This window comes from Mycobacterium tuberculosis H37Rv, from assembly GCF_000195955.2.
Lineage (GTDB): Bacteria > Actinomycetota > Actinomycetes > Mycobacteriales > Mycobacteriaceae > Mycobacterium > Mycobacterium tuberculosis.
Genome location: NC_000962.3, coordinates 1,904,422 through 1,923,746, shown reverse-complemented (window position 1 = coordinate 1,923,746; position 19,325 = coordinate 1,904,422). Strand labels below are relative to the sequence as shown.

Below are 19,325 nucleotides of genomic sequence, written 5' to 3'. Positions count from 1 at the left end.
GAAACCCACCCTAACATCCACGGCGCCTCACCGCGGGGAACACGCCCTAACGCGGGCCTACTGGGAAACCGTGACTGACATCGCCCCGTGACCGGTGCCGTAGTGCCCCACGTGGCCTCCGTTGATCAGGTCATGCAGGGCAAGGATCACGGTGATTCGTCCGGGCTCGGCGTCGATGTCGTCAACGGTGCTGATTTCGGCCGCCATGTCGGCATCGGCGCGGGTCACGGCGACGGCGGCGGGTCGGTTCGCCGAACCGTCCCGGCCGGCAAGCAGCGTGCCAGACCCGCGCGGCGCCAGCGCCGCGGCGAACCGAGCCACGCTGACCCCCTGGTTGCCGGCGTCTGTAGAGAGCGCTCCGCCGGTGACCACCACCGTGGCGTTTGCCGTCCCAATGCGGTCGCGGGGCTGATAGGTGATGAAGCCGGTTTCGCGCAGTGCCGCCAGCACAGTGTCCCGCTGCGCCTGCTCGACAGTCGGCGCCGCCGGGTCGGCGTTGCTCAGCAAGGCGATGCCGAGCAGGTCGCCGGCTTGGGAACCTTGGTCAACGAGTTTGGTGCTCAACTGGCTACCGGCCGGCAGAATGGACGAGTTCACCACTGAGCGCAGTTTCTCGGCGGAGTTGGCTTCGACGAACTCCTGGGTCAATGAGACCGTTGCGGTGACCGCACCGCCGGCCTGTCCCACGATCTTCGACACCGCAGCGATATCGTCGTCGTGGGCATCCGGGGTGCGGAAGATGACCACCGACTTGCCGACTAGCGCGTCGTGCACTATTCGGCTGCCTACTTGGATATCGAAATTGTCTGCCGCGCTGAGCTTTTCGCGAAGTGCATCCCGCTGATCGGTGAGTCGGTCGATCTGCGTGTAGAGGTCCCGCTTCTCGCTACGCAAGCTGGACAGCAAAGTATCGGAGAAAAAGCCGGAACCCAACACTACGCCCATGGCCAGCGCCAGGAAGACCGCAGCCAGTGAGACCGCATGTTGACGCAACGAGATCATGAACCCACCGTCCAAGAAAACCTAGGAGACCAAGTGCTGCACCCAAAGTGAGAATCGGTTCCAGTAGTCGATGATCCAATGCAGGACCACGCCGTCGGTGCGGGATACCCACAGTGCCACGATGATGGCGATCAGCATGGTCAGTGCCAGCAATGCGATGGCGCCGCCCGAGATGTGGTTGCGGTAGAGCGTGGCCACCGCCTTGGCGTCCACCAACTTCTCCCCTACCCGGAGTCTGGTGAGGAAGGTCGAAGGGTTGCTTTGCACACGCGTGCGGTCGAAGAACGTCTCGATGTTGGCAGCGTGGCCGGCGGTGACGAGTAGCGCCGCGCCATGATGGTCGGCCAGCAACAAGGCCAGATCCGTCGCCGAGCCCGCGGCCGGGAATGTCATGGCGCCGACACCGAGATCCTGGATTCGCTCCAGGCCCGGCGCGTGTCCATCGGCGTCGGCGGGCAACACCACCTGGGCACCGCACTTGAGCACCTCGGTGCTGATTTGGTCAGGGTCGCCGACGATGAGCTGCGGGCGATACCCCGCCTTGCGCAACACGTCCGCGCCGGTGCCCACACCAACCAGCACCGGTTGGTACTCCTTGATGAACGGCTTGAGGGACTTCAGGTCATCGGGTCCGCTGGGTTCGTCGGCGACGATCACCACGTGCCGACGCCGCAGATCGACGTCGACATCGGGAATCCCGATGCCGTCGATCAATAGCGGGCTTTCACTGCGGATGAACTCAATTGTGTTGCCGGCGAACGCCTCCAAGTGGGCGACCAACCCGCTCTTGGCCTCCCGCATCAGGTCGGCGATGTCATGATCCGTACGCTCGGTACCGCGGATCAGCCGGCGGTCGCCGGCGTACACCCCGCCTTCATACAAGCGAACCTTGGCACCGTCTTTGACCTTTTTGAAAATCTCCGGTCCGGTCTCGTCGATCAGCGTGACACCGTTGGTGACCAACACCTCTGGACCGAGGTTCGGATAGCGGCCCGAGACAGACGACGATGCGTTTACCACGGCGGCGATCTCCGCTTCCACCAGTGCATCGGCGGTGATGCGGTCCAGATCCAGGACGTCGAGAACCACAATGTCGCCGGGACAGACCCTACGCAGCAATCGGTCGATATTCCGGTCGACCCGGGCGATGCCGATCAGGCCCGGCCGGGAGGTGTTACGGGACAGAAGCGCTGACATCCTCATGGGGGGATTCTGGCGGTGAAGCTGGGCAGGTGCGTGGAGGCGCGCCGTAACATTAGCCTCACAAGTTATATGACATCACTTCAGTCACAGCCTTGCTAGGTGAGCTCGTCGTTCTGCGCGGTCTCGAGTAACTCCCGCGCGTGCGCGCGACCACTGTCGGAATCACCAAGCCCGGCCAGCATCCGTGCCAGCTCGGCCACCCGATCCTCGCTGGTCAGGCGCCGCACACCGCTGGCACCGTCGCGCCCGGTGCGCTGCACCATCAAGTGCACATCGGCATAGGCGGCGACCTGCGGCAGATGGGTGACCACGATGACCTGGTGGGTGCGAGCCAACCGCGCCAGCCGCCGCCCGATCTGTACCGCAGCCCAGCCGCCGACGCCGGCGTCGATCTCGTCGAACACCATCGTGGTGCCAGCCGCTTGTTTTCGCGAAGTAGCCAGCACCACCTCCAGGGACAACATCACCCGGGACAGTTCGCCGCCGGATGCGCTCTTGGCCAGCGGCAGCACTGTCATCCCCCGGTGTGCGACGAAACCGAACTCGACCGCATCGACGCCATCGGCACCGGCCCGGGCCAATTCGCCCGACGCCAGGGCCAAGGCGACGGGATCGCCGTGGTCGGCCAGCTCTGTGGTCACACCGATGGTGAATTCGGCATCGGCCATCGCCAGGGCGGACAGCTCCGCGCTGACCTCCTTGGCCAGCCGCTTGGCCGCCTTCCGCCGGATCGTGCTGAGATCAACTGCGGCTTGGCCTAATTCGTGGGCGAGCTCACCGGTACGGCGTTCCAGCGCTGCCAGCCCTTCTTCGGAGACGTCGAGTTGAGCCAGCCTTGCCCTCGCCTCATCCGCCCACCGGAGCACGCCATCGATGTCGGCGGCGTACTTGCGGGTTAACGTTCGCAGCTGGGCTTGGCGCGCCAGCTTGGCGTCCAGCGCGCTGGCGTCGGCGGGCAGCTCGTCCAGGTAGGCGCCGAGCTCGGCGACCGCATCGACGACCACCGTCAACGCCTCACCGACCTGTTCGGCCAACCCCCGCAACGCGGCATCATCGCTCGATTGCAGTGCCGCACGTGCCCGCCCGAGGCTGTCGACGGCGCCGCGGTCGAATGCGTCCGCGTCTGGTGTCCCGCACAACGTCGCGCGTGCAGTAGTCGCGGCCTCCCGCAGGGTGTCCAGTTCGGAAAGCCGGGCGATGTCGGCGACCAACGCCACGTCCTCCCCCGGCTGCGGGTCGACGGTGTCGATCTCGTTGAGCGCGAATTTCAGCCGATCGGCCTCTTGCGCTAGTTCCCGGGCCCGGTTGCGACGGTCGACGAGGTCGCGTCGGGCCGTTAGCCAGGCATCCCGCAGCTTGCGGTAACGCTGGACGGCTTCGCCAGCGGCCGCAAAGCGGTCCAGTGCACCACGTTGTTCGTCCGGGCGCATCAACCGCAGCTGGTCGTTCTGCCCGTGCAGAGTAAGCAGCTCGTTCGTGAAACCGCTCAACGATTTGGCGGGTACACCGCGGCCGCCGAGGTAGGCGCGCGACGGTCCATCGCGACTGATCGAGCGCAACGCGATCACGCTGCCGTCCTCGTCGCGCTCGGCCCCCGACGAGTCGAGAACCGCCTGCAGCCCCGCGACGGTCGCGTCGTCGAGATCGGTTGTAGTAAAACGCCCTTCGACAACGGCACGGTCAGCACCGGACCGAACGCGAGTTGCATCGGCCCGGGCACCACCAAGTAGGTGCAGCCCGGTCACCACCATGGTCTTGCCGGTGCCGGTCTCCCCGGTCAGCACGGTAAAGCCGCGATCGAACTCAGCGGTGGCAACGCTGATGGCGCCCAGCGACTCGATCCGTAATTCAGTCAACACCTTCGGCGCGCCGCTACTTTCCGCGCCAACCGGTCACCGGCAACCGGAACTTGCGCACCAGCCGGTCGGTGAATGGCGCACTGTCCAGCCGTGCCCATTTGACGGACGTGACACAGCGGGTGACCTCGAGTCTGCTGCCGGCCGGTATCAGCATTTCGCGGCGACCGTCGCAGAACACCAAGGCGTCATGCCCGTCGGCCTCTATTTCGATGGCGATGGTGGCTTCGGGGCTGGTGACCATCGGCCGGCCAAACAGCGCGTGAGCGTTGTTGGGGACCACCAGGATCGCTTCGAGGTCGGGCCACAGCACCGGGCCTCCCGCCGAGAATGCATAGGCGGTTGATCCGGTCGGCGTGGACACCAACACCCCGTCGCAGCCAAACGCCGACACCGGCCGACCGTCAATTTCCACGACCACCCCAAGCACGCCGAGCCTCGGGCCCTTTTCCAGACTGACTTCGTTGAGCGCCCAACCCCGGTTGACGATGCGCCCGCCCTGGCGCACCACGACATCCAGAGTCAAGCGGTCTTCCACCCGGTAATCCTGTGCGACAACATGCTCGAGCACCGCGTCGATTGCCTCCGCCTCGGCCTCGGCCAAAAAGCCGATGCGGCCCAGATTGACGCCCAACACCGGAATGCTGGCGTTGCGGGCCAGCTCGGCTGCCCGCAAAAAGGTGCCATCGCCGCCCAAAACCAGCACCAGTTCGCAGCCGTCGGCTGCGTGCTGGTCCGCGTCAACCACCTCGATCTCGACGCCCATGGCCCGCATGTCGTCGGGAGCCAGATGCAACGACCCTCGGTCGACTGCTTCGGCCGAGAGCACGCGAAGCGCAATTTTATTGTCGCCCAATACTTTTTCTACGCGCCGTGCGGTCTCGGTGGCTTCGTCGCGCCCGGTGTGGACGACCAGCAGAACACTGCGATGAGCGGTCACTACGGGCCCTCGCTAATCGCACGGTGCACCGCATCCTCCAATCCCTTGGCCGACAATGCCCGGTCGGTCTGCGTGCGCAACCACAGGAAGTACTCGACATTGCCCGATGGGCCCGGCAGCGGGCTGGCCTTGACGCCGACGCTGTGCCAGCCCAGCTCCTGTGCCCGCCGCGCGACCGCGAGCACCGACCGCGCACGCAACTGCGGGTCATGGACCACCCCACCGGGGCCGACCTGACCTTTCCCCACCTCAAACTGCGGCTTCACCAGTGGAACGATATCGGCGTCGCGCGAAGCGCATCCAACCAGCGCGGGCAACACGGTAGCCAACGAGATGAACGACAGGTCGGCCACTACCAGGTCGACGCGACCGCCGATCGCCTCCGGTGTGAGGCCACGTGCGTTGGTCCGCTCGAGGACCACCACCCGAGGATCGTTGCGCAGCGACCACGCCAGCTGGCCGTATCCGACATCGGCGGCCACCACGTGGGCGGCACCACGGTCCAGCAGTACTTCGGTGAACCCACCGGTCGATGCGCCCGCGTCCAGACAGCGCCGGCCCGCCACCGCGATCGCGAACGCCTCCAGCGCACCGACTAGTTTGTGCGCTCCGCGCGATACCCAGGCGCGTTCACTGTCGGTCACCACGGTCAGCGCGGTGGTGTCGGACACGGCGGTGGCCGGCTTGACCGCCGGCAGCCCGTCGATGCGCACCTTGCCGGCGCCGATCAACTCCGCGGCCTGTTGACGTGATCGCGCCAGGCCCCGCCGGACTAGCTCGGCGTCAACGCGGGCACGTCGTGCCACGCCGCACTCAACCCTTCTCCGCCGACTCCAGGGCGGCCAACAACACCTCGTGCGCCTCGGAAAGACGACGTGCGATGCCTTCGAGTTCGGCCAGAGACGGTCCGTTCTCGGCGTCGGCGGGGTCGGGCAGCGAAGCAAGTAGGGCGTCGATTTCGGCACGGATCTGGTCAGGATCGATGGTCATTGCGTTCCTACGCTAGTCACCGGATGATCGCTGCGCATCAACGACCAGCGTTGCAAGGCCGCACGGGCCCGCTCGTCGCCGGCCTCGATGCGCAGTGGCCGCTGGTGAAGATCGGCGGCCCGCGCCTCCCATACCGCGCTGGCCACAGCCCGAACGATGGATAGCCCGTCGTCGATAAATTCCAGATCGTCGACGTCGCCGTTCGCGCAGACCGTTACCGCACCACCACCGACGTCGATCTGCCAGCCCGGCTGCGGTGCCACCGCCAGCAGCTTGCTGTCCTGGTGTAACGAGCGCAGGTCGTGGCCAATGTAGGTGGGCCGGCGCACGGGTTCGGCGTACACCGCATCCCAGGCGCTGTTGACCCCGGTGAGCACCATCAGGCTGGGCAACCCCGCGGCGTTGGCACCCTCGATGTCGGTGTCCAGCCGGTCACCGACCACCAGTGCCGCCCGGAAGTCGCCCCGGGCCACCGCCTCGGTCATCAAGGCGGGCGCGGGCTTGCCCGCCACTCGGGGGTCCATGCCGGTGGCCGTGCGCAGCGCAGCCACCATGGACCCGTTGCCGGGCAGCAGGCCCCGTTCGGTGGGCAAGGTGGGGTCGACGTTGGCCGCCACCCACAGGGCGCCCGCCCGGATGGCCAGCGCGGCTTCGGCAAGGTCGGACCATCCGGTGGTCATTGAAAGGCCCTGTACGACGGCGTCGGGTCGATCCTCAAAGCGTCGTACCGGACGCAATCCGACCGCGGCGACTTCGTTGGCCAACGCCTCGGTGCCGACGATGAGCACCCGCGCACCCGGCGCCAGCTGGCCGGCCAGCAGGTGGGCAGCGCTCTGAGCGCTGGTGACGACGTCCTCACCGGTTGCGGTGAAGCCGAGCTCGCACAAGTGCGCCGCCACCTCGTCGGCGCTACGCGACGCGTTGTTGGTGACAAACAGCTTGCGGCTGCGCACCTGACTCAACGACTGCACCGCGCCGCCGGTGGGCTGACGGCCACAAAACACCGTCCCGTCCAGGTCAATCAGCAGACAGTCATGTTCCTGCGCAATGCTTTTCATTTCTGTTCTCGTGCGCCTAGCTCGTCTACCCGATCTTCGGCGTCGGTGACGCCGTCGATGTCCGCCGCCGCGGACCGTAGGAACCATTGCAGGGCCTCGTCGCCACGGCCCAACGCCAGCAGTATTTCAGCGTAGGCGTAGAACAGGCGCGCCGCGGTCGAACCCGTACGGCCCGGGTCGAGCTGCGGCGTGGACAACACCGTCAACGCCTGCTCCAGTTGCCCGAGATCGGCGCGCGCGCCGGCGGCGACGATGCGCAACTCGTCGGCGGCGTCACCGCTGAGCTCGACCGCCTCGGACCCGCGCGCCAATTCGATGGCCCGCTGCGGCCGGCCCAGACCGCGTTCGCAATCCGCGATCAGCGCAAGCAGGGGGGACTTGCTCCCCATTCTTCGGGCTGCCCGCAATTCGGCCAACGCCTGCGCCCAATCGCCGCAGCGGTAGGCGGCGATTCCGACAGCTTCGCGCACAGCGGCGATCCTGCTGGCCCGAACCCGCGCCGCCCGCGCGTGGCGCAGAGCGGCTTCTGGGTCGTCGTCGATCAACTCGCCGGCAGCTACTAGGTGACATGCCACCGCGTCGGCCGTGGCACGGTCCAAGGTGCTCAGTTCGCGCCGGATCTCGGGCGCCAGTTGCCTGGCGTGGATACCCGGCGGAATCGCGGGCCCATCCCGGAACGCAGGTCGGTTGTCGGCGGCAGCCGAGCGCGGTCGTCGCCCGCCCCTGCGCCCTTGCCTGTCGTCGACCACTCGGTAGAGGTTACGGGGGTTGCTGCGCCCCGTAACTATCAGGCCTGTAACCGGTTAGGCATCAGCGGCGCAATCACCGCCGGGCAATACGTCCCAATCGCGACAATGGTGAACGTACTCGCCATATCACGCGACATGCCATTGATCTCAGCCATTCTGGACGTGATCGATTCGAACGTCCCGCCCGGCGCAACCACCATCGGACAAACCGATCTGCCTAGCGCCACCGTGGTCGCCGGTTGGTCATAGGCAATGCCGGCGTTGGTCAACGCTGTCAGGAATGCGTTACCCATCATGTCGGCCTGGATCGGCGCCGCGCAGCTCGCGGCACCACCAAACACCCCGGCCAGCAACGCGAGCAACGTCGTCGCCTGCCGGCCCGTTCGCCAGGTCCGTGTCCCGTCGTGTGTGTGTGCCGTCATCTCCCGCTTCTCGTTGTTGTCGCACTTGCGTCATTTAAGGCACCTCGACAACAGTGGCCAACAAGAGTCACGTTCACAGCACAGTGGGATAAAGGTTTGCACACTAACGCGTTTCGTGTGGAATGTGTGCGCGTTAACCGGGTAGGGGGGCACCGCGGGCCGATCGTCCCCCGATTGGTGGACTTCACGATCCACCGGATGCGGGATTCGGCATTTCCCCCGGCCACCGACTAGTCGTGGGATACCAGCGGAGTCCAAACCCGCCAAAGATAAGTCAGGAAGTGGAAATCGACTACAACGCAACGCCGCTCGCCTGTCACATGAAAGGATGATGACCCGTTGTCACACGCACAGCTGTTTAGTGAGAGCGAGACCACGTACTCGATCCCGTTGTTCCACGCCGGCGACACCGCCGAGTGAGGTCAACGCACTAGACTTCGACGGGGGTCTCATCACCTCCCAATCCCCCCAAGTCTGAGATCCCCGTCGAACCCCAGGCTTCAGCGGGGGGCTTATCGATGCATCCCCACCCCATCCCTCGAGATAAGATCCCCCGCTGGCCCTCCCCTACCGCCCAGCGATATTCCATGGGCCGCTCACGTCGCATATCACCTTGGGACCCGAGGACGTCGAGGACGTGGTGGCTCGGCTCAGCCAATCCGTTCCACCCCGGCGATACTCCGCTTTCCACGACGTAGCACTAACCAGCGGCCGTGCAAGAAGTCCGAACTTTGCGGCACCCATTCCTCGTTATCAACCCGAATGTTGTTGACCGACACCCCACCCTCGTGGATCGTGCGCCGCGCCGCGCCCTTGCTGGCCGACAGGCCGCTGGCCACCAATAAGTCGACGATTCCGTCGGGACTGCCCGGTTTGAGTTCGGCGACCGTGGTTTCCCGCAACGCAGCAGCCAGTGTCGCCTCGTCCAGACGGGCCAACTCGCCCCGACCGAAGAGTGCCCGGCTGGCATGCTCGACGGCTGCGGTCGCCGCCTCGCCATGCACCAAGACGGTGAGCTCGCTGGCGAGCCGGCGCTGGGCGGCCCGTTGTTGCGGGCGTTGCGCTGTCGCCTGTTCCAGCTCGGCCAACTCGTCGGCCGACAAGAAGGTGAACCACCGTAGGTAGCGGATCACATCCGCGTCCGCGGTGTTCACGAAGTACTGGTACCAGGCATAGGGGCTGGTCATTTGGGGATCCAACCACAGGCTCCCGCCGCCGGTTGATTTGCCGAACTTGGTGCCGTCGGCAGCGGTCACCAAGGGGACGGTAAGCGCATGCACGGTGGCACCGAGCTTCTGGCGCACCAACCGGACGCCGGCAATGATGTTGCCCCACTGATCTGCACCACCGATCTGCAGCGTGCAGCCGTGGCGCCGGTGCAATTCGACGTAGTCGTTGGCCTGCAGCAACAGGTAGCTGAATTCGGTGTAAGAGATCCCCTCCCCCGCCAGACGCCGCCGGATGGTGTCGCGGGCCAGCATCACGTTGACCGAGAAGTGCTTGCCGATATCACGTAGAAACTCGATAGCCGATAGTGAGCCGGTCCATTCCAGGTTGTTCTCGACGATCGCGCCCATTGGTGAGTCGTCGAAGTCGACGAAGCGCTCCAGCTGCCCACGGATCCGTTCGGTCCATTCGGCGACGGTGTCGGCCTCGTTGAGACTGCGCTCGCCGACGTCACGTGGATCACCGATCATGCCGGTGGCCCCGCCGGCCAGCACGATGGGGCGATGACCGGCGCGCTGAAAGCGCCGCAACGTCAGCAGCGGCACCAAATGTCCGGCATGCAGGCTAGGCGCGGTGGGATCGAAGCCGGCGTACACCGTCATCGGCCCGCGCTGTGCTTCGGCGGCCAACGTGTCGAGGTCGGTCGACTGCGCGATCAACCCGCGCCAGCTGAGCTCATCGAGGATCATGCCAGACATCCCGCAAGACTCTAGTCGCTGGCTCCCCGGGCCGGTGCCCGCGAGCTTCGCCGGTAGGCCGACACCTCCGGTCGACCCGTGAGCCACAATCGCCACGGCCGGTCAGCGGCTTGACTGACCCCAACGCGCGGCCCCGACCTGGCACGGTGCGTGTCGTTGAGCCTCAGCCGCACCGGACTGGACGGATCAAACAAGTCAATCCCGTTGTCGGCCATGGTGATTCCGAGGGCAGCGCAGAGGTTTCCCGGGCCGCGCGCCAGTGCGACAGCGCGCACCGTCTGCCCGCGCCGAGACGTGGCGAGCTCGGCGCCGTCCTCGATGGCGGCGGCCCTAAGTAGCACAGCGGCAGCCGTGCCATCGGGCCCGCACGCGACGTTGGCACAGACATGGATCCCATGGCTGCGGTAGGTGTAAAGCCGCCCCGGGGGCCCGAACATGACGTCGTTGCGGCCATTGCGGCCGCGGTAAGAGTGCGCCGCGGCGTCCGGCCAGGGACCGTCGGGCACCCCGCCATACGCCTCGACCTCGACCACCATCGCACGCACACCCCGTCCGGCAATAGTTGCGCCGAGCAGCCGATGCGCGGCCGCGACCGGGTCGATCGCCAGTTCCTCAGCGTTCATCAGAGACGATTGTGCACCGGCCCTTGACAAACCCGCACGACTGGCGGATATTCATCACATGATGATTTCATCAAGTGATGAATTACTTCGCGACGGTGCCGACCCCGCGGTCATCATCGACCAGCTGCGCGTCATCCGTGGTAAACGCCTTGCCCTGCAGGATGTTTCGGTCCGGGTCGCCTGCGGCACGATCACCGGCCTGCTCGGTCCGTCCGGGTCGGGCAAGACAACACTGATTCGCTGCATCGTTGGCTCCCAAATCATTGCCTCGGGTTCGGTGAGCGTGCTGGGCCAACCGGCTGGGTCAGCCGAACTACGCCATCGGGTTGGATACATGCCTCAGGACCCGACCATTTACAACGACCTGCGGGTGATCGACAACATCCGCTACTTCGCCGAACTCTGCGGCGTCGACAGGCAAGCCGCCGATGAGGTGATCGAAGCGGTGGACCTGCGCGATCACCGCACCGCCCGTTGTGCCAACCTGTCCGGCGGCCAGCGGGCCCGGGTCTCGCTGGCGTGTGCGCTGGTCGGCCGGCCTGATCTGCTAGTGCTCGACGAGCCGACCATCGGCCTGGATCCGGTATTGCGCGTCGAATTATGGGATCGGTTCACGGCGCTGGCGCGGCGTGGCACCACGCTGTTGGTGTCCAGCCACGTAATGGACGAGGCCGACCGCTGCGGCGATCTGTTGCTTCTGCGCCAGGGGCAGCTGCTGGCCCACACAACGCCGCACCGTCTACGAAAGGAAACCGGATGCACATCACTGGAGGAAGCGTTTCTGTCCATCGTCCGACGCACCACCACCGTGCCCGCGGCCGGCTAACGCTGCAGAACTACACGGCCACTACGGCGCGGATTCTCCGGCAGCTTGCCGCTGATCACCGCAGTGTCGCGATGATCTTGCTGGTACCCATCCTGATCATCACGCTGATGTATTTCATGTTCGAGAACGTCCCGCATCGCCCCGGTACCCCATCCGGGTTCAACACCGCTTGCCTGGTGCTACTGGGCCTGTTCCCACTCTTTGTGATGTTTGTGATCACGGCGATCACCATGCAACGCGAAAGGGCTTCGGGAACGCTGGAGCGCATCCTGACCACCCCGCTACGCCGGCTTGATCTGCTCGCCGGCTACGGGACCGCGTTCTCGATCGCCGCGGCGGCGCAGGCCACGCTGGCCTGCATTGTGGCGTTCTGGTTCCTTGGCTTTGACACGGCGGGCAGCCCGGTGTGGGTGTTCGCGATCGCGATCGTCAACGCCGTCTTGGGTGTCGGGCTCGGTCTATTGTGTAGTGCCTTCGCCCGCACCGAATTTCAGGCCGTACAGTTCATCCCGCTGGTGATGGTGCCGCAGCTGCTGCTCGCCGGCATCATCGTCCCGCGGGCACTGATGCCGACGTGGCTGGAGTGGATCAGTAACGTGATGCCGGCCAGCTACGCGCTCGAGGCGCTACAACAGGTGGGTGCGCATCCGGAGCTGACCGGTATCGCGGTGCGCGACGTCGTCGTCGTGCTGAGTTTCGCGGTCGCGTCGCTGTGTCTGGCGGCGGTGACACTGCGGCGACGGACGTCATAGCGTGGCGGCGCCGGACAACAGCCGCAGACGGCCCGGGCGACCCGCCGGCAGCTCTGACACTAGGGAGCGAATCCTGTCCAGTGCCCGAGAACTCTTTGCGCACAACGGCATTGACAGAACATCGATCCGAGCCGTGGCCGCCAAGGCCGGTGTTGATGCCGCACTAGTGCATCACTACTTCGGCACCAAACAGCAGCTTTTCGCCGCCGCGATCCACATTCCGATCGACCCGATGGTCATCATCGGTCCGATTCGCGAGGCGCCTGTCGAGGAACTCGGTTACAAGCTGCCGTCCTTGTTGCTGCCGATTTGGGATTCCGAACTGGGTGCCGGGTTGATCGCGACGCTGAGATCCTTGATCTCAGGCTCCGACGTGGGCCTGGCGCGCTCCTTCCTTGAGGAAGTGGTCACCGTGGAGCTTGGGTCCCGCGTCGACAACCCGCCGGGAACCGGCAAGATCCGTACCCAGTTCGTCGCGTCGCAACTGATGGGTGTGGTCATGGCGCGCTACATCGTCAGAATCGAACCGTTTGCTTCGTTGCCGGCCGAACAGATCGTGCAAACCATCGCGCCCAACCTGCAGCGCTACCTCACTGGGGAGCTGCCGGACGACCTCGCGCCATGAGGCGGGCGTGCTCGTCCTCGTCGACCTCGCGGGCCTCGTCGACCAGCAGAACCGGGATACCGTCCTCGATGCGGTAGGCGCGCCGCAGCCGCGGGTTATAGAGCACCTGGATGTCGCCGTCCTCGACCAAGACGAGCGGACCTCGATCCGCCGGGCACACCAGGATGGCGAGCAGCGCCTCGTCAAGCATTGCCGCGCCGATGCTGGCCGGTCAACTCGGTGCGGACCGCCGGCGTCAACCGCCGGTACTCGTTGCCGCCGGAGTTGAAATACCATGCCTGACGGCCCGCCTTGGGAATCCCGTTGGCCCGCAACGCGCTGACCGTTGGCCGGTAAGTACCGCTGAGCGTTAGCTGCGGCACCACGTGCACGATGTCAGGTCCCAGCCCCACCGGCATGCTCGCCACGGCTTCGGTCAAGTCGGCGGCTGTGATGGTCGCTCCAGGCAGCAACGTCACCGCCGACACCGCGACGTGGCGACCGCGCACCAATACACCGTAGGTCACCGCGAGGTCGACACCGGTGATGAGGCCCAACGCGTTGGTGACCGGCTCGGTGTAAACCATCCCGCGCGCAGTGCGCACCACCGAGCCGCGTCCACCCGCCAGCCAGTAGTCCCCATCGTCGTCACGCCAGAATAGGTAGTCGGTAGATATCCAGGTGTCGGCGGGAGCGAAGACACCGCGTTTGACCGACGCGGTCGGATCGATCGGCCCTCTGGATTGTGCGAGCAGCACCCCGACCTGGTTGACACCGGCGACCTGCACGAAGCCGCGGTCGTTCTCCAGGATCAGGTCATGTTCGGCGTCGTAGGCCCCAAGTTCGACACGTCCGGCGCCAGGCAACGGACGGCCCTTGCTGCCGATCTTGGCGCCAGCCACGTTGGCCAGCACCGCCTGTCCGTCGGTGGTGGCGAAAAACTCGACGACGTGCGCCGGTGCGAACGCTTCGACGACCCGCTCCCACAATCCGGTCGGCATGCCCGAGCCGATGAACAACCGCACCGGATGGTTGCCGTGCAACACGAACGCCGGATCGTCGACCACGTCACGCAGCATGGCCCATGTGTAGGAGACGACGGTGACGCCGTACTGGCGTACCTCGGCCACGAACCGGTCCGGGCGCAAGCCGCGGGACAATGCGATACGGGTTCCGCCCACGACCGCGCCGCCCAGGCTGACCAACAGTGCGGACTCATGGTGCAGCGGCGTCAAACAGTACACCGTGTCTCTGCGGCCGAGGGCCGCCGTCGAGGCGGTCCCGAAGGCCGACACCGCCCAGCGGTAGTTGGTGATCTGCTTGGCCACCAGGTCGCCGTCGGCCGAACTGAACGCGATGAACGCCAGATCCCGCGCCAATCCGGGATTCGGTCGATACCACGCCGGCAACTCGACGGCGTCCGGGTCGATTTTTTCCATGTCGATGACTTGGCCCTGTTCAAGTGCGTCGGCCGGCAGATCCAGATCACGCGATTCACCACCACCCAACACCAGCACCTGTCCGGGCAACTGGCGCGCAGCATCCAGATTGGTAGGGTCGGTCAGGATCTCGGTCACTCTCCCGAGCCGGACCGACGCGGACAGGTCGGTGTCTGGCCGCATCACCACGGCAACCGCTCCCAGCCGAGACAGCGCGGCGATGGCGACCAGCGCGCTGGGCCGAGTCTCCATCAGCACGCCGACACGGTCACCCTGCCGCACCCCGACCGCGATGAGGCCACGAACGACATTGTTGATCCGCCGGTTTACCGCCTCATAGGTGTGCACGCGCCCGTCGAACAACAGGAATTCACCCTTCGGGGCATCGTGTGCCTGTTCGTCGATGATGCGGCCCAGCGAGATCCGGGTGTGGTCGTTGAGCTGACCCAACCGGGCTAGTCGCGGCAGCGTCCGCACCGTCTCCACCGCCAGCGTGCGCACCGATCTGTTGGCCGCAACGACCGCGTCGGCCGCGCCGCGAGCCAGCGCCAACGCAGCCTCCGAGACCTCCCCGATGCCGTGCGCGACCCGGGAGCTGAAAGCCACACCGCTATCGGTGTGTTCGGCCGGCTGATCGGCCATCAGGTGGATGTTTTCCGGTTTGGTGCCGTCGCCGGAGATCCAGCGCACCCAGTCGGCCACGGTCGGCCAGCTCTGTTGTGCCGCTCGGGATCCCACGACGAGACCGAAATGCCCTGCCCGGATGAGACATTCGTAGACCTCGGAGTTGGGCGCGGCCCGCCGGATGCCGCGTACCGACGCCGGCTGGCCGATGTCGTCGACCTCACCGACGAACGCCAGTATCGGGCAAGTGATATCGGTAAGCGTCACCATCTGGCCGCTGATGGCGAAACCACCCGTCATCATTCGGTTGTGCGCGATGAACTGCTTGAGCAGTTCCGAGATCGCCGGGCCCGACCAGGCGATCCATCCTTCGGATTCCAGGAACCGGCGCTGTTGTTCCCGCGGCAGCAGTGCCTCGCGGTCGTGCAACTGACGCACGAAGTCCACCCGGGCCTTCGCGGTTTTGAGTGGGTCCATCATCTGAAAACCCATGCGCGCCATCCAGCTTGGGATATCCAAGCGATTGAAGACGTGATCGGCCATGAAATCGGCGACCGCAGCGCCCATGTTCGCCGGGATGCCCATGGGCAACGCGGCCAGGGTGTCCACCGGCGAGCCGAACGCGACCACGCTGGCGATGTCCTTCGAACGCCGGTATGCCGCGGCCTGATAGCAGAACATGCCACCCTGCGAATACCCGACGAAGTGCACATCGTGGCCAGTGGCGTCCTTGACGGTATCGACCGCCTCGCTGAGGGCGACGATGTGGTCGGCCAGGTTACGGCGCATTCCGCCCTCGACCTCGTCGGGTGAGCCGAAGTCGATGACCCAGGGATCTAGCCCGCTGGCGTGCAGGATCCCCACCGCGCCGTCTTCACGGGTGACGTCCCACATGTCCGCCGACATCATCATCGGGTGCACCATCAGCACCGGCGGACCCACCGGTGGCTGTCCCGGGCGGTTGTCCGGCGGAAAATACCGCCGCAGCTTGTACATCGGTACGCTCTCAACGATTTGGGACGGCGACGGAACACTGCCGGTTTCCAGGCCCCCGAGTCGCAGGACTTCCAGACCGTTCTGCGCCGTGGCCACCAGGCGCTCGATTGGTCGCGTGACCATCGAAAAATTGAGATCCACCACCGCTCCTGAGGGCTCCCTGACTAGCTTAAATTGTCGGGCTCCTCCTCGGACCACACCGGCCCGCATCGTCACCCGACTAGCTTAAATTGTCGGGCTCCTCCTCGGACCACACCGGCCCGCATCGTCACCCGACTGGCCTTGACAGCGTGCACATCATGGCACATCCACACCGTGCTGTTTCGGTCTGTGCGCAGTCGGCGTCGCCAGGACACCGGCACCTGACCCAGCCGTGACGGAACTGTCACAGATGAGTCGCGCTCAGGCACGCGATCGCTAAATGGCCCGTAGCTCAGCGACCGCGCCGTTTATGGACTGCAGTGGCTCCGTCTCGCTATGTCGAGCCGATTCCAGGAGCGCTGGAATATTCTCGAGCTGTGCGTGAATACGCGCTAGTTGTTCGAGGATGCCGACTCGCCGCTGGCTGATCTCTTCCAACGTTCGCCGAGCCTCGCTGAGGCCGTGCTCAATCTGCTCGTCGGCAACATGCAGCCGTCGATCGGCCTCGATTTTGGCTTCGCCAAGCCGCTTCTCACACTCCTGCTGTGTGGCCTGCAGCTGATCGTCGATCTGAAATTGGGCATCGGTGCGAAGCCTGATGATTTCGGCATCAAGTTCCTGCTCGGCTTTCTCACGGCGTCTGGCATCGATGACACGCATCCGCTCCACCTCGGCGGTTGCCTGCGCCACAAGCTGTTCAGCCTCTTCACGAGCGCGGCGCATCACGTCGGCATGCTCGGACTCCAGCGCTCTTTGCCGGGCGTTCATATCCGCCAGCATTTCTCGCTTCTGCGTTCGGACCGCTTCCGCCTCATCCCTAGCCGCAGAAACTAATGTTGCGGCCTCGGCCCGTGCCTCCGACTGCATCTGGAAGACCTCGTCGACAGCGAGTCGAAGCATTTTCGCCATCCGATCGGTCACCGCCTGTGCTGACGGCGAGGTGTCCTTCAGGGCAGCGTTTTCGTCCTTCAGACTGGCTATTTCTGCCTTGAGCGTTTCAATCTCACAGTGCTGCGCCTGCTGACGCAGCACGAGTTCGGCGATGTAATGATTGACTGCGACCGGGTCGTAGCCAGAGCGGGTACGTTGAAAACGCGGAGCGGATCCGTTATGGGCGGTGGTCACGCGATACCTCTCAGACACGCCCCGCCGTGGGCGAAACAGTTTGGTGCAGTTTGGGCGTTGAGGCAACACTGCCGCCGACGCGTGCAAGAACTTGACTGTGTTCCTTACCGGAATCCCTTACGACCCGCATCACGGTTCGTTGTTTTCAAGTGCAAGCAGAACTATAGTGCAGTAGGGCAATACTTGTCATCAGCAATTAATCCTGGGTTCGCGGCCGGCAGACTGGGCACTACGCACACGGGAACAACGCGGCCTCTTCGGCGGCTCGTGTCCACTGTTCGGCGAATAGCCGGCTTACCATGTCCAGCGCCGGGGTCAAGGGTTCGACGGTACGGGTGACCAGGGCGCGCTCGTCGGTGGCGGCCACTGGGTGCCAGTACACGCCGTCGGCGGTGACGGTCACCTCGGGAACCAGCGATTCGCGGGTGAGCGCCACCCCTTGCGACGCGGCGCCCTCCAGCGCGATCGGCCGGACCAGCTGATCCCCGGGTGCGATGCCAAGCCCGTCGAGGAAGTCGTGAAACGCCGTCAGCTCGCCAGGTGCGGGGCTGGCAACCGTCGCGGCCACCCGCACCCGGAAGCCAAGTGAGAGCGCCAACCGGATACCAGCTACTGCCTTGACCCACGTCCCCGCGCCGCGGTGCGCATCGTGCAGCTCCGGGGTGGCCGAGTCCAGGCTGATCTGCAAGGCGAGCCCTCTAGGTAGGGATTCCAGCGCGCGCCGACCCCGCCCTTTGAACACCATGCCGTTGGTGAGGACGGTGGTGGGCAACTGCTTCACACAGGTCGCGATGATCGTGTCGATGTCGGGCAGCAGGAACGGCTCACCGCCGGTGAGGAACAGTTCGCGCACTCCCCAGCGCGCCGCTTCACCGACGATTCGGCCGATCCGCTCCGCCCCCAGTTCGCGATGCGGGGTGCTTGGTGACGACGAGACGCAGCAGTAGTCGCAGCACAGGTTGCAGTGGAAGTTGGTGTACAGCCACAACCGGACCCCGGGTAGCCGGTCGGGGCCCAACACGCTTGCCGGGTCAGGCGGATGGCCGCGGCGCACCACCAGGGTGCCGACGCCGGTCTGGTCCACGTCGGCGCGCACCAGGGTGTTTCCGGTGTTCGCGCACCATCGCTCCGCGAGATCACGATCTCGGTCGCCATAGACGGCGACCTCGGCGGTAGCTCCCTGTGCGAGACCTACCACCCGGCGCATCAGCTCTATGATCACCATCGCGGGTCGATGCCCTGCTCCTGCACGGCCTCGAACAGCGGCTTGTAGCCGTCCAGGTGCGGAGGCACCCAACGTCGTAAACCCTCGAGTTCGAGGATCTTTCGATGCTCGGAGTCATCCCAGCTCATCGCCAGCAACCGGTCGAGCCACGGCTGGTATCTTTCGGCGGGCAGCGTATCCAGCGCGGTGAACATGCAGTGGCAGTAGCCGTCGGTGCGCCACACCTCGGTCAACGACTCCCCCATCAGCTCCGCGGCGCCCATCGCGGCCCACGTGGAGCTGCCGATCGCCGCCACGTCGGCCTCACCGGCGAGCACCGCATCCACCGCGTCGAGTTCGCTGCGACCGGTGTCGCCGTGCTTGCCGATGTCGGTGTCGAAGCGGATCACCTGCAGGTCAGACTCGGCGATGCCCGCCCGGCGCAGATAATAGAGCGGCAAGATGGCCGCGTGCGCAGAGTCGGCGGACCCGAGCGCAAGGCGCTTTCCGGCAATGTCTTTAGCGCCGTGCAGATCGCTGCCGGCATGTGCAACGAACACGGTGGTGTAGTCGACGTCGGTATCGCGCTGGGCCAATGGCGTGCACCGCCCGCCGGTTTGCAGCACGGTCCGCACGTAGGCCAGGTTGGTGTTCCAGGCGATGTCGATGTGGCCGGCGATCAGCGAATCGACCAGCCGCGCGTAGTTGGAGTAGAGCACGAAATCCATTTGGGTGTCCGGGCTTTCGGAGTCTTGGAAGTAGCCGCGGATGCCTTCCCAAATCGGGACCACGTTGGGTGTGTATGCGACTGCTCCCACGACGAGCGGTTCGGTTGACATATCGCCT

General features: G+C 65.4%; 19 protein-coding genes, 1 other RNA gene and 2 other annotated features. Of the genes, 4 read left to right on the top strand and 16 right to left on the bottom strand.

Features of this window, described 5'->3' with window-relative positions:
* Positions 1-57: 57 nt before the first annotated feature.
* The 9 genes from mctB to lprJ all read right to left on the bottom strand — a co-directional run bounded on the left by mctB (position 58) and on the right by lprJ (position 8,220).
* Positions 58-1,002, bottom strand: a complete 945-nt coding sequence (gene mctB, locus Rv1698) for a copper transporter MctB (RefSeq protein ID NP_216214.1) — start codon at positions 1,000-1,002, stop codon at positions 58-60.
* A 21-nt stretch (positions 1,003-1,023) separates the two neighbouring features.
* Positions 1,024-2,205, bottom strand: coding sequence for a hypothetical protein (locus Rv1697; protein NP_216213.1), 1,182 nt, complete (start codon positions 2,203-2,205; stop codon positions 1,024-1,026).
* A gap of 95 nt (positions 2,206-2,300) precedes the next feature.
* Positions 2,301-4,064 carry a DNA repair protein RecN gene (gene recN / locus Rv1696; RefSeq protein ID NP_216212.1) on the bottom strand — a complete coding sequence of 588 codons (1,764 nt, stop codon included), beginning with the start codon at positions 4,062-4,064 and terminating at the stop codon, positions 2,301-2,303.
* A gap of 13 nt (positions 4,065-4,077) precedes the next feature.
* Complete coding sequence (gene ppnK, locus Rv1695) at positions 4,078-5,001, bottom strand: inorganic polyphosphate/ATP-NAD kinase (protein ID NP_216211.1); 924 nt, start codon at positions 4,999-5,001, stop codon at positions 4,078-4,080.
* On the bottom strand, positions 5,001-5,807 hold the full coding sequence (gene tlyA / locus Rv1694; RefSeq protein NP_216210.1) for a 16S/23S rRNA (cytidine-2'-O)-methyltransferase TlyA: 807 nt from the start codon (positions 5,805-5,807) through the stop codon (positions 5,001-5,003). The genes ppnK and tlyA overlap by 1 nt, the downstream gene beginning before the upstream one ends.
* Before the next feature lie 7 nt (positions 5,808-5,814).
* Positions 5,815-5,991 carry a hypothetical protein gene (locus Rv1693; protein NP_216209.1) on the bottom strand — a complete coding sequence of 59 codons (177 nt, stop codon included), beginning with the start codon at positions 5,989-5,991 and terminating at the stop codon, positions 5,815-5,817.
* The gene (locus Rv1692) at positions 5,988-7,049 is read right to left on the bottom strand and encodes a phosphatase (protein NP_216208.1); all 1,062 of its coding nucleotides are present in this window, start codon (positions 7,047-7,049) and stop codon (positions 5,988-5,990) included. Before Rv1692 ends, Rv1693 begins: the two co-directional genes overlap by 4 nt.
* The gene (locus Rv1691) at positions 7,046-7,798 is read right to left on the bottom strand and encodes a hypothetical protein (RefSeq protein ID NP_216207.1); all 753 of its coding nucleotides are present in this window, start codon (positions 7,796-7,798) and stop codon (positions 7,046-7,048) included. The genes Rv1692 and Rv1691 overlap by 4 nt, the downstream gene beginning before the upstream one ends.
* Before the next feature lie 38 nt (positions 7,799-7,836).
* Positions 7,837-8,220, bottom strand: a complete 384-nt coding sequence (lprJ, locus tag Rv1690; RefSeq protein ID NP_216206.1) for a lipoprotein LprJ — start codon at positions 8,218-8,220, stop codon at positions 7,837-7,839.
* 336 nt (positions 8,221-8,556) lie between these two features.
* Between lprJ and G2 the strand changes: the two genes are divergently transcribed.
* Positions 8,557-8,785, top strand: a non-coding RNA gene (G2, locus tag RVnc0010) — Putative small regulatory RNA.
* Positions 8,786-8,870: 85 nt separating this feature from the next.
* Here G2 and tyrS read toward each other — a convergent pair.
* Both tyrS and mpg read right to left on the bottom strand, forming a co-directional pair.
* Positions 8,871-10,145, bottom strand: a complete 1,275-nt coding sequence (gene tyrS / locus Rv1689; protein NP_216205.1) for a tyrosine--tRNA ligase — start codon at positions 10,143-10,145, stop codon at positions 8,871-8,873.
* 11 nt (positions 10,146-10,156) lie between these two features.
* Positions 10,157-10,768, bottom strand: coding sequence for a 3-methyladenine DNA glycosylase (mpg, locus tag Rv1688; RefSeq protein ID NP_216204.1), 612 nt, complete (start codon positions 10,766-10,768; stop codon positions 10,157-10,159).
* A gap of 58 nt (positions 10,769-10,826) precedes the next feature.
* On the opposite strand from mpg, the gene Rv1687c reads away from it, so the two are divergent.
* The 3 genes from Rv1687c to Rv1685c all read left to right on the top strand — a co-directional run bounded on the left by Rv1687c (position 10,827) and on the right by Rv1685c (position 12,971).
* Positions 10,827-11,594: an ABC transporter ATP-binding protein gene (locus Rv1687c; RefSeq protein ID NP_216203.1), complete on the top strand. Its 768-nt coding sequence runs from the start codon at positions 10,827-10,829 to the stop codon at positions 11,592-11,594.
* 71 nt (positions 11,595-11,665) lie between these two features.
* Positions 11,666-12,346, top strand: coding sequence for an ABC transporter permease (locus tag Rv1686c; RefSeq protein NP_216202.1), 681 nt, complete (start codon positions 11,666-11,668; stop codon positions 12,344-12,346).
* A gap of 1 nt (position 12,347) precedes the next feature.
* Complete coding sequence (locus tag Rv1685c; protein NP_216201.1) at positions 12,348-12,971, top strand: hypothetical protein; 624 nt, start codon at positions 12,348-12,350, stop codon at positions 12,969-12,971.
* Here Rv1685c and Rv1684 read toward each other — a convergent pair.
* The 5 genes from Rv1684 to Rv1680 all read right to left on the bottom strand — a co-directional run bounded on the left by Rv1684 (position 12,937) and on the right by Rv1680 (position 19,318).
* Positions 12,937-13,161 (bottom strand): hypothetical protein, encoded by a 225-nt coding sequence (locus Rv1684; protein ID NP_216200.1) that lies wholly within the window; start codon positions 13,159-13,161, stop codon positions 12,937-12,939. The genes Rv1685c and Rv1684 overlap by 35 nt on opposite strands.
* Entirely contained in the window at positions 13,154-16,153 is a 3,000-nt protein-coding gene (locus tag Rv1683; protein NP_216199.1) for a bifunctional long-chain acyl-CoA synthase/lipase, read from the bottom strand. Before Rv1683 ends, Rv1684 begins: the two co-directional genes overlap by 8 nt.
* Positions 16,154-16,175: 22 nt before the next feature.
* Positions 16,176-16,231, bottom strand: a repeat region (56 bp direct repeat 2,AGTCGGGTGACGATGCGGGCCGGTGTGGTCCGAGGAGGAGCCCGACAATTTAAGCT).
* Positions 16,232-16,287, bottom strand: a repeat region (56 bp direct repeat 1,AGTCGGGTGACGATGCGGGCCGGTGTGGTCCGAGGAGGAGCCCGACAATTTAAGCT).
* Positions 16,288-16,426: 139 nt separating this feature from the next.
* Positions 16,427-17,344 carry a hypothetical protein gene (locus Rv1682; protein NP_216198.1) on the bottom strand — a complete coding sequence of 306 codons (918 nt, stop codon included), beginning with the start codon at positions 17,342-17,344 and terminating at the stop codon, positions 16,427-16,429.
* Between the two features lie 160 nt (positions 17,345-17,504).
* On the bottom strand, positions 17,505-18,497 hold the full coding sequence (gene moeX / locus Rv1681) for a molybdopterin biosynthesis protein MoeX (RefSeq protein ID NP_216197.1): 993 nt from the start codon (positions 18,495-18,497) through the stop codon (positions 17,505-17,507).
* A complete protein-coding gene (locus Rv1680; protein NP_216196.1) occupies positions 18,494-19,318 on the bottom strand; it encodes a hypothetical protein in 825 nt (274 codons plus the stop codon). Before Rv1680 ends, moeX begins: the two co-directional genes overlap by 4 nt.
* Between the last annotated feature and the right edge of the window lie 7 nt (positions 19,319-19,325).

Bases quoted from the DNA above. Each gene is read 5' to 3' on its own strand.
- mctB (NP_216214.1), bottom strand. From the start codon at position 1,002: ATGATCTCGTTGCGTCAACATGCGGTCTCACTGGCTGCGGTCTTCCTG.
- Rv1697 (NP_216213.1), bottom strand. From the start codon at position 2,205: ATGAGGATGTCAGCGCTTCTGTCCCGTAACACCTCCCGGCCGGGCCTG.
- Rv1693 (NP_216209.1), bottom strand. From the start codon at position 5,991: ATGACCATCGATCCTGACCAGATCCGTGCCGAAATCGACGCCCTACTT.
- Rv1692 (NP_216208.1), bottom strand. From the start codon at position 7,049: ATGAAAAGCATTGCGCAGGAACATGACTGTCTGCTGATTGACCTGGAC.
- lprJ (NP_216206.1), bottom strand. From the start codon at position 8,220: ATGACGGCACACACACACGACGGGACACGGACCTGGCGAACGGGCCGG.
- tyrS (NP_216205.1), bottom strand. From the start codon at position 10,145: ATGTCTGGCATGATCCTCGATGAGCTCAGCTGGCGCGGGTTGATCGCG.
- mpg (NP_216204.1), bottom strand. From the start codon at position 10,768: ATGAACGCTGAGGAACTGGCGATCGACCCGGTCGCGGCCGCGCATCGG.
- Rv1687c (NP_216203.1), top strand. From the start codon at position 10,827: ATGATGATTTCATCAAGTGATGAATTACTTCGCGACGGTGCCGACCCC.
- Rv1686c (NP_216202.1), top strand. From the start codon at position 11,666: ATGATCTTGCTGGTACCCATCCTGATCATCACGCTGATGTATTTCATG.
- Rv1684 (NP_216200.1), bottom strand. From the start codon at position 13,161: ATGCTTGACGAGGCGCTGCTCGCCATCCTGGTGTGCCCGGCGGATCGA.
- Rv1680 (NP_216196.1), bottom strand. From the start codon at position 19,318: ATGTCAACCGAACCGCTCGTCGTGGGAGCAGTCGCATACACACCCAAC.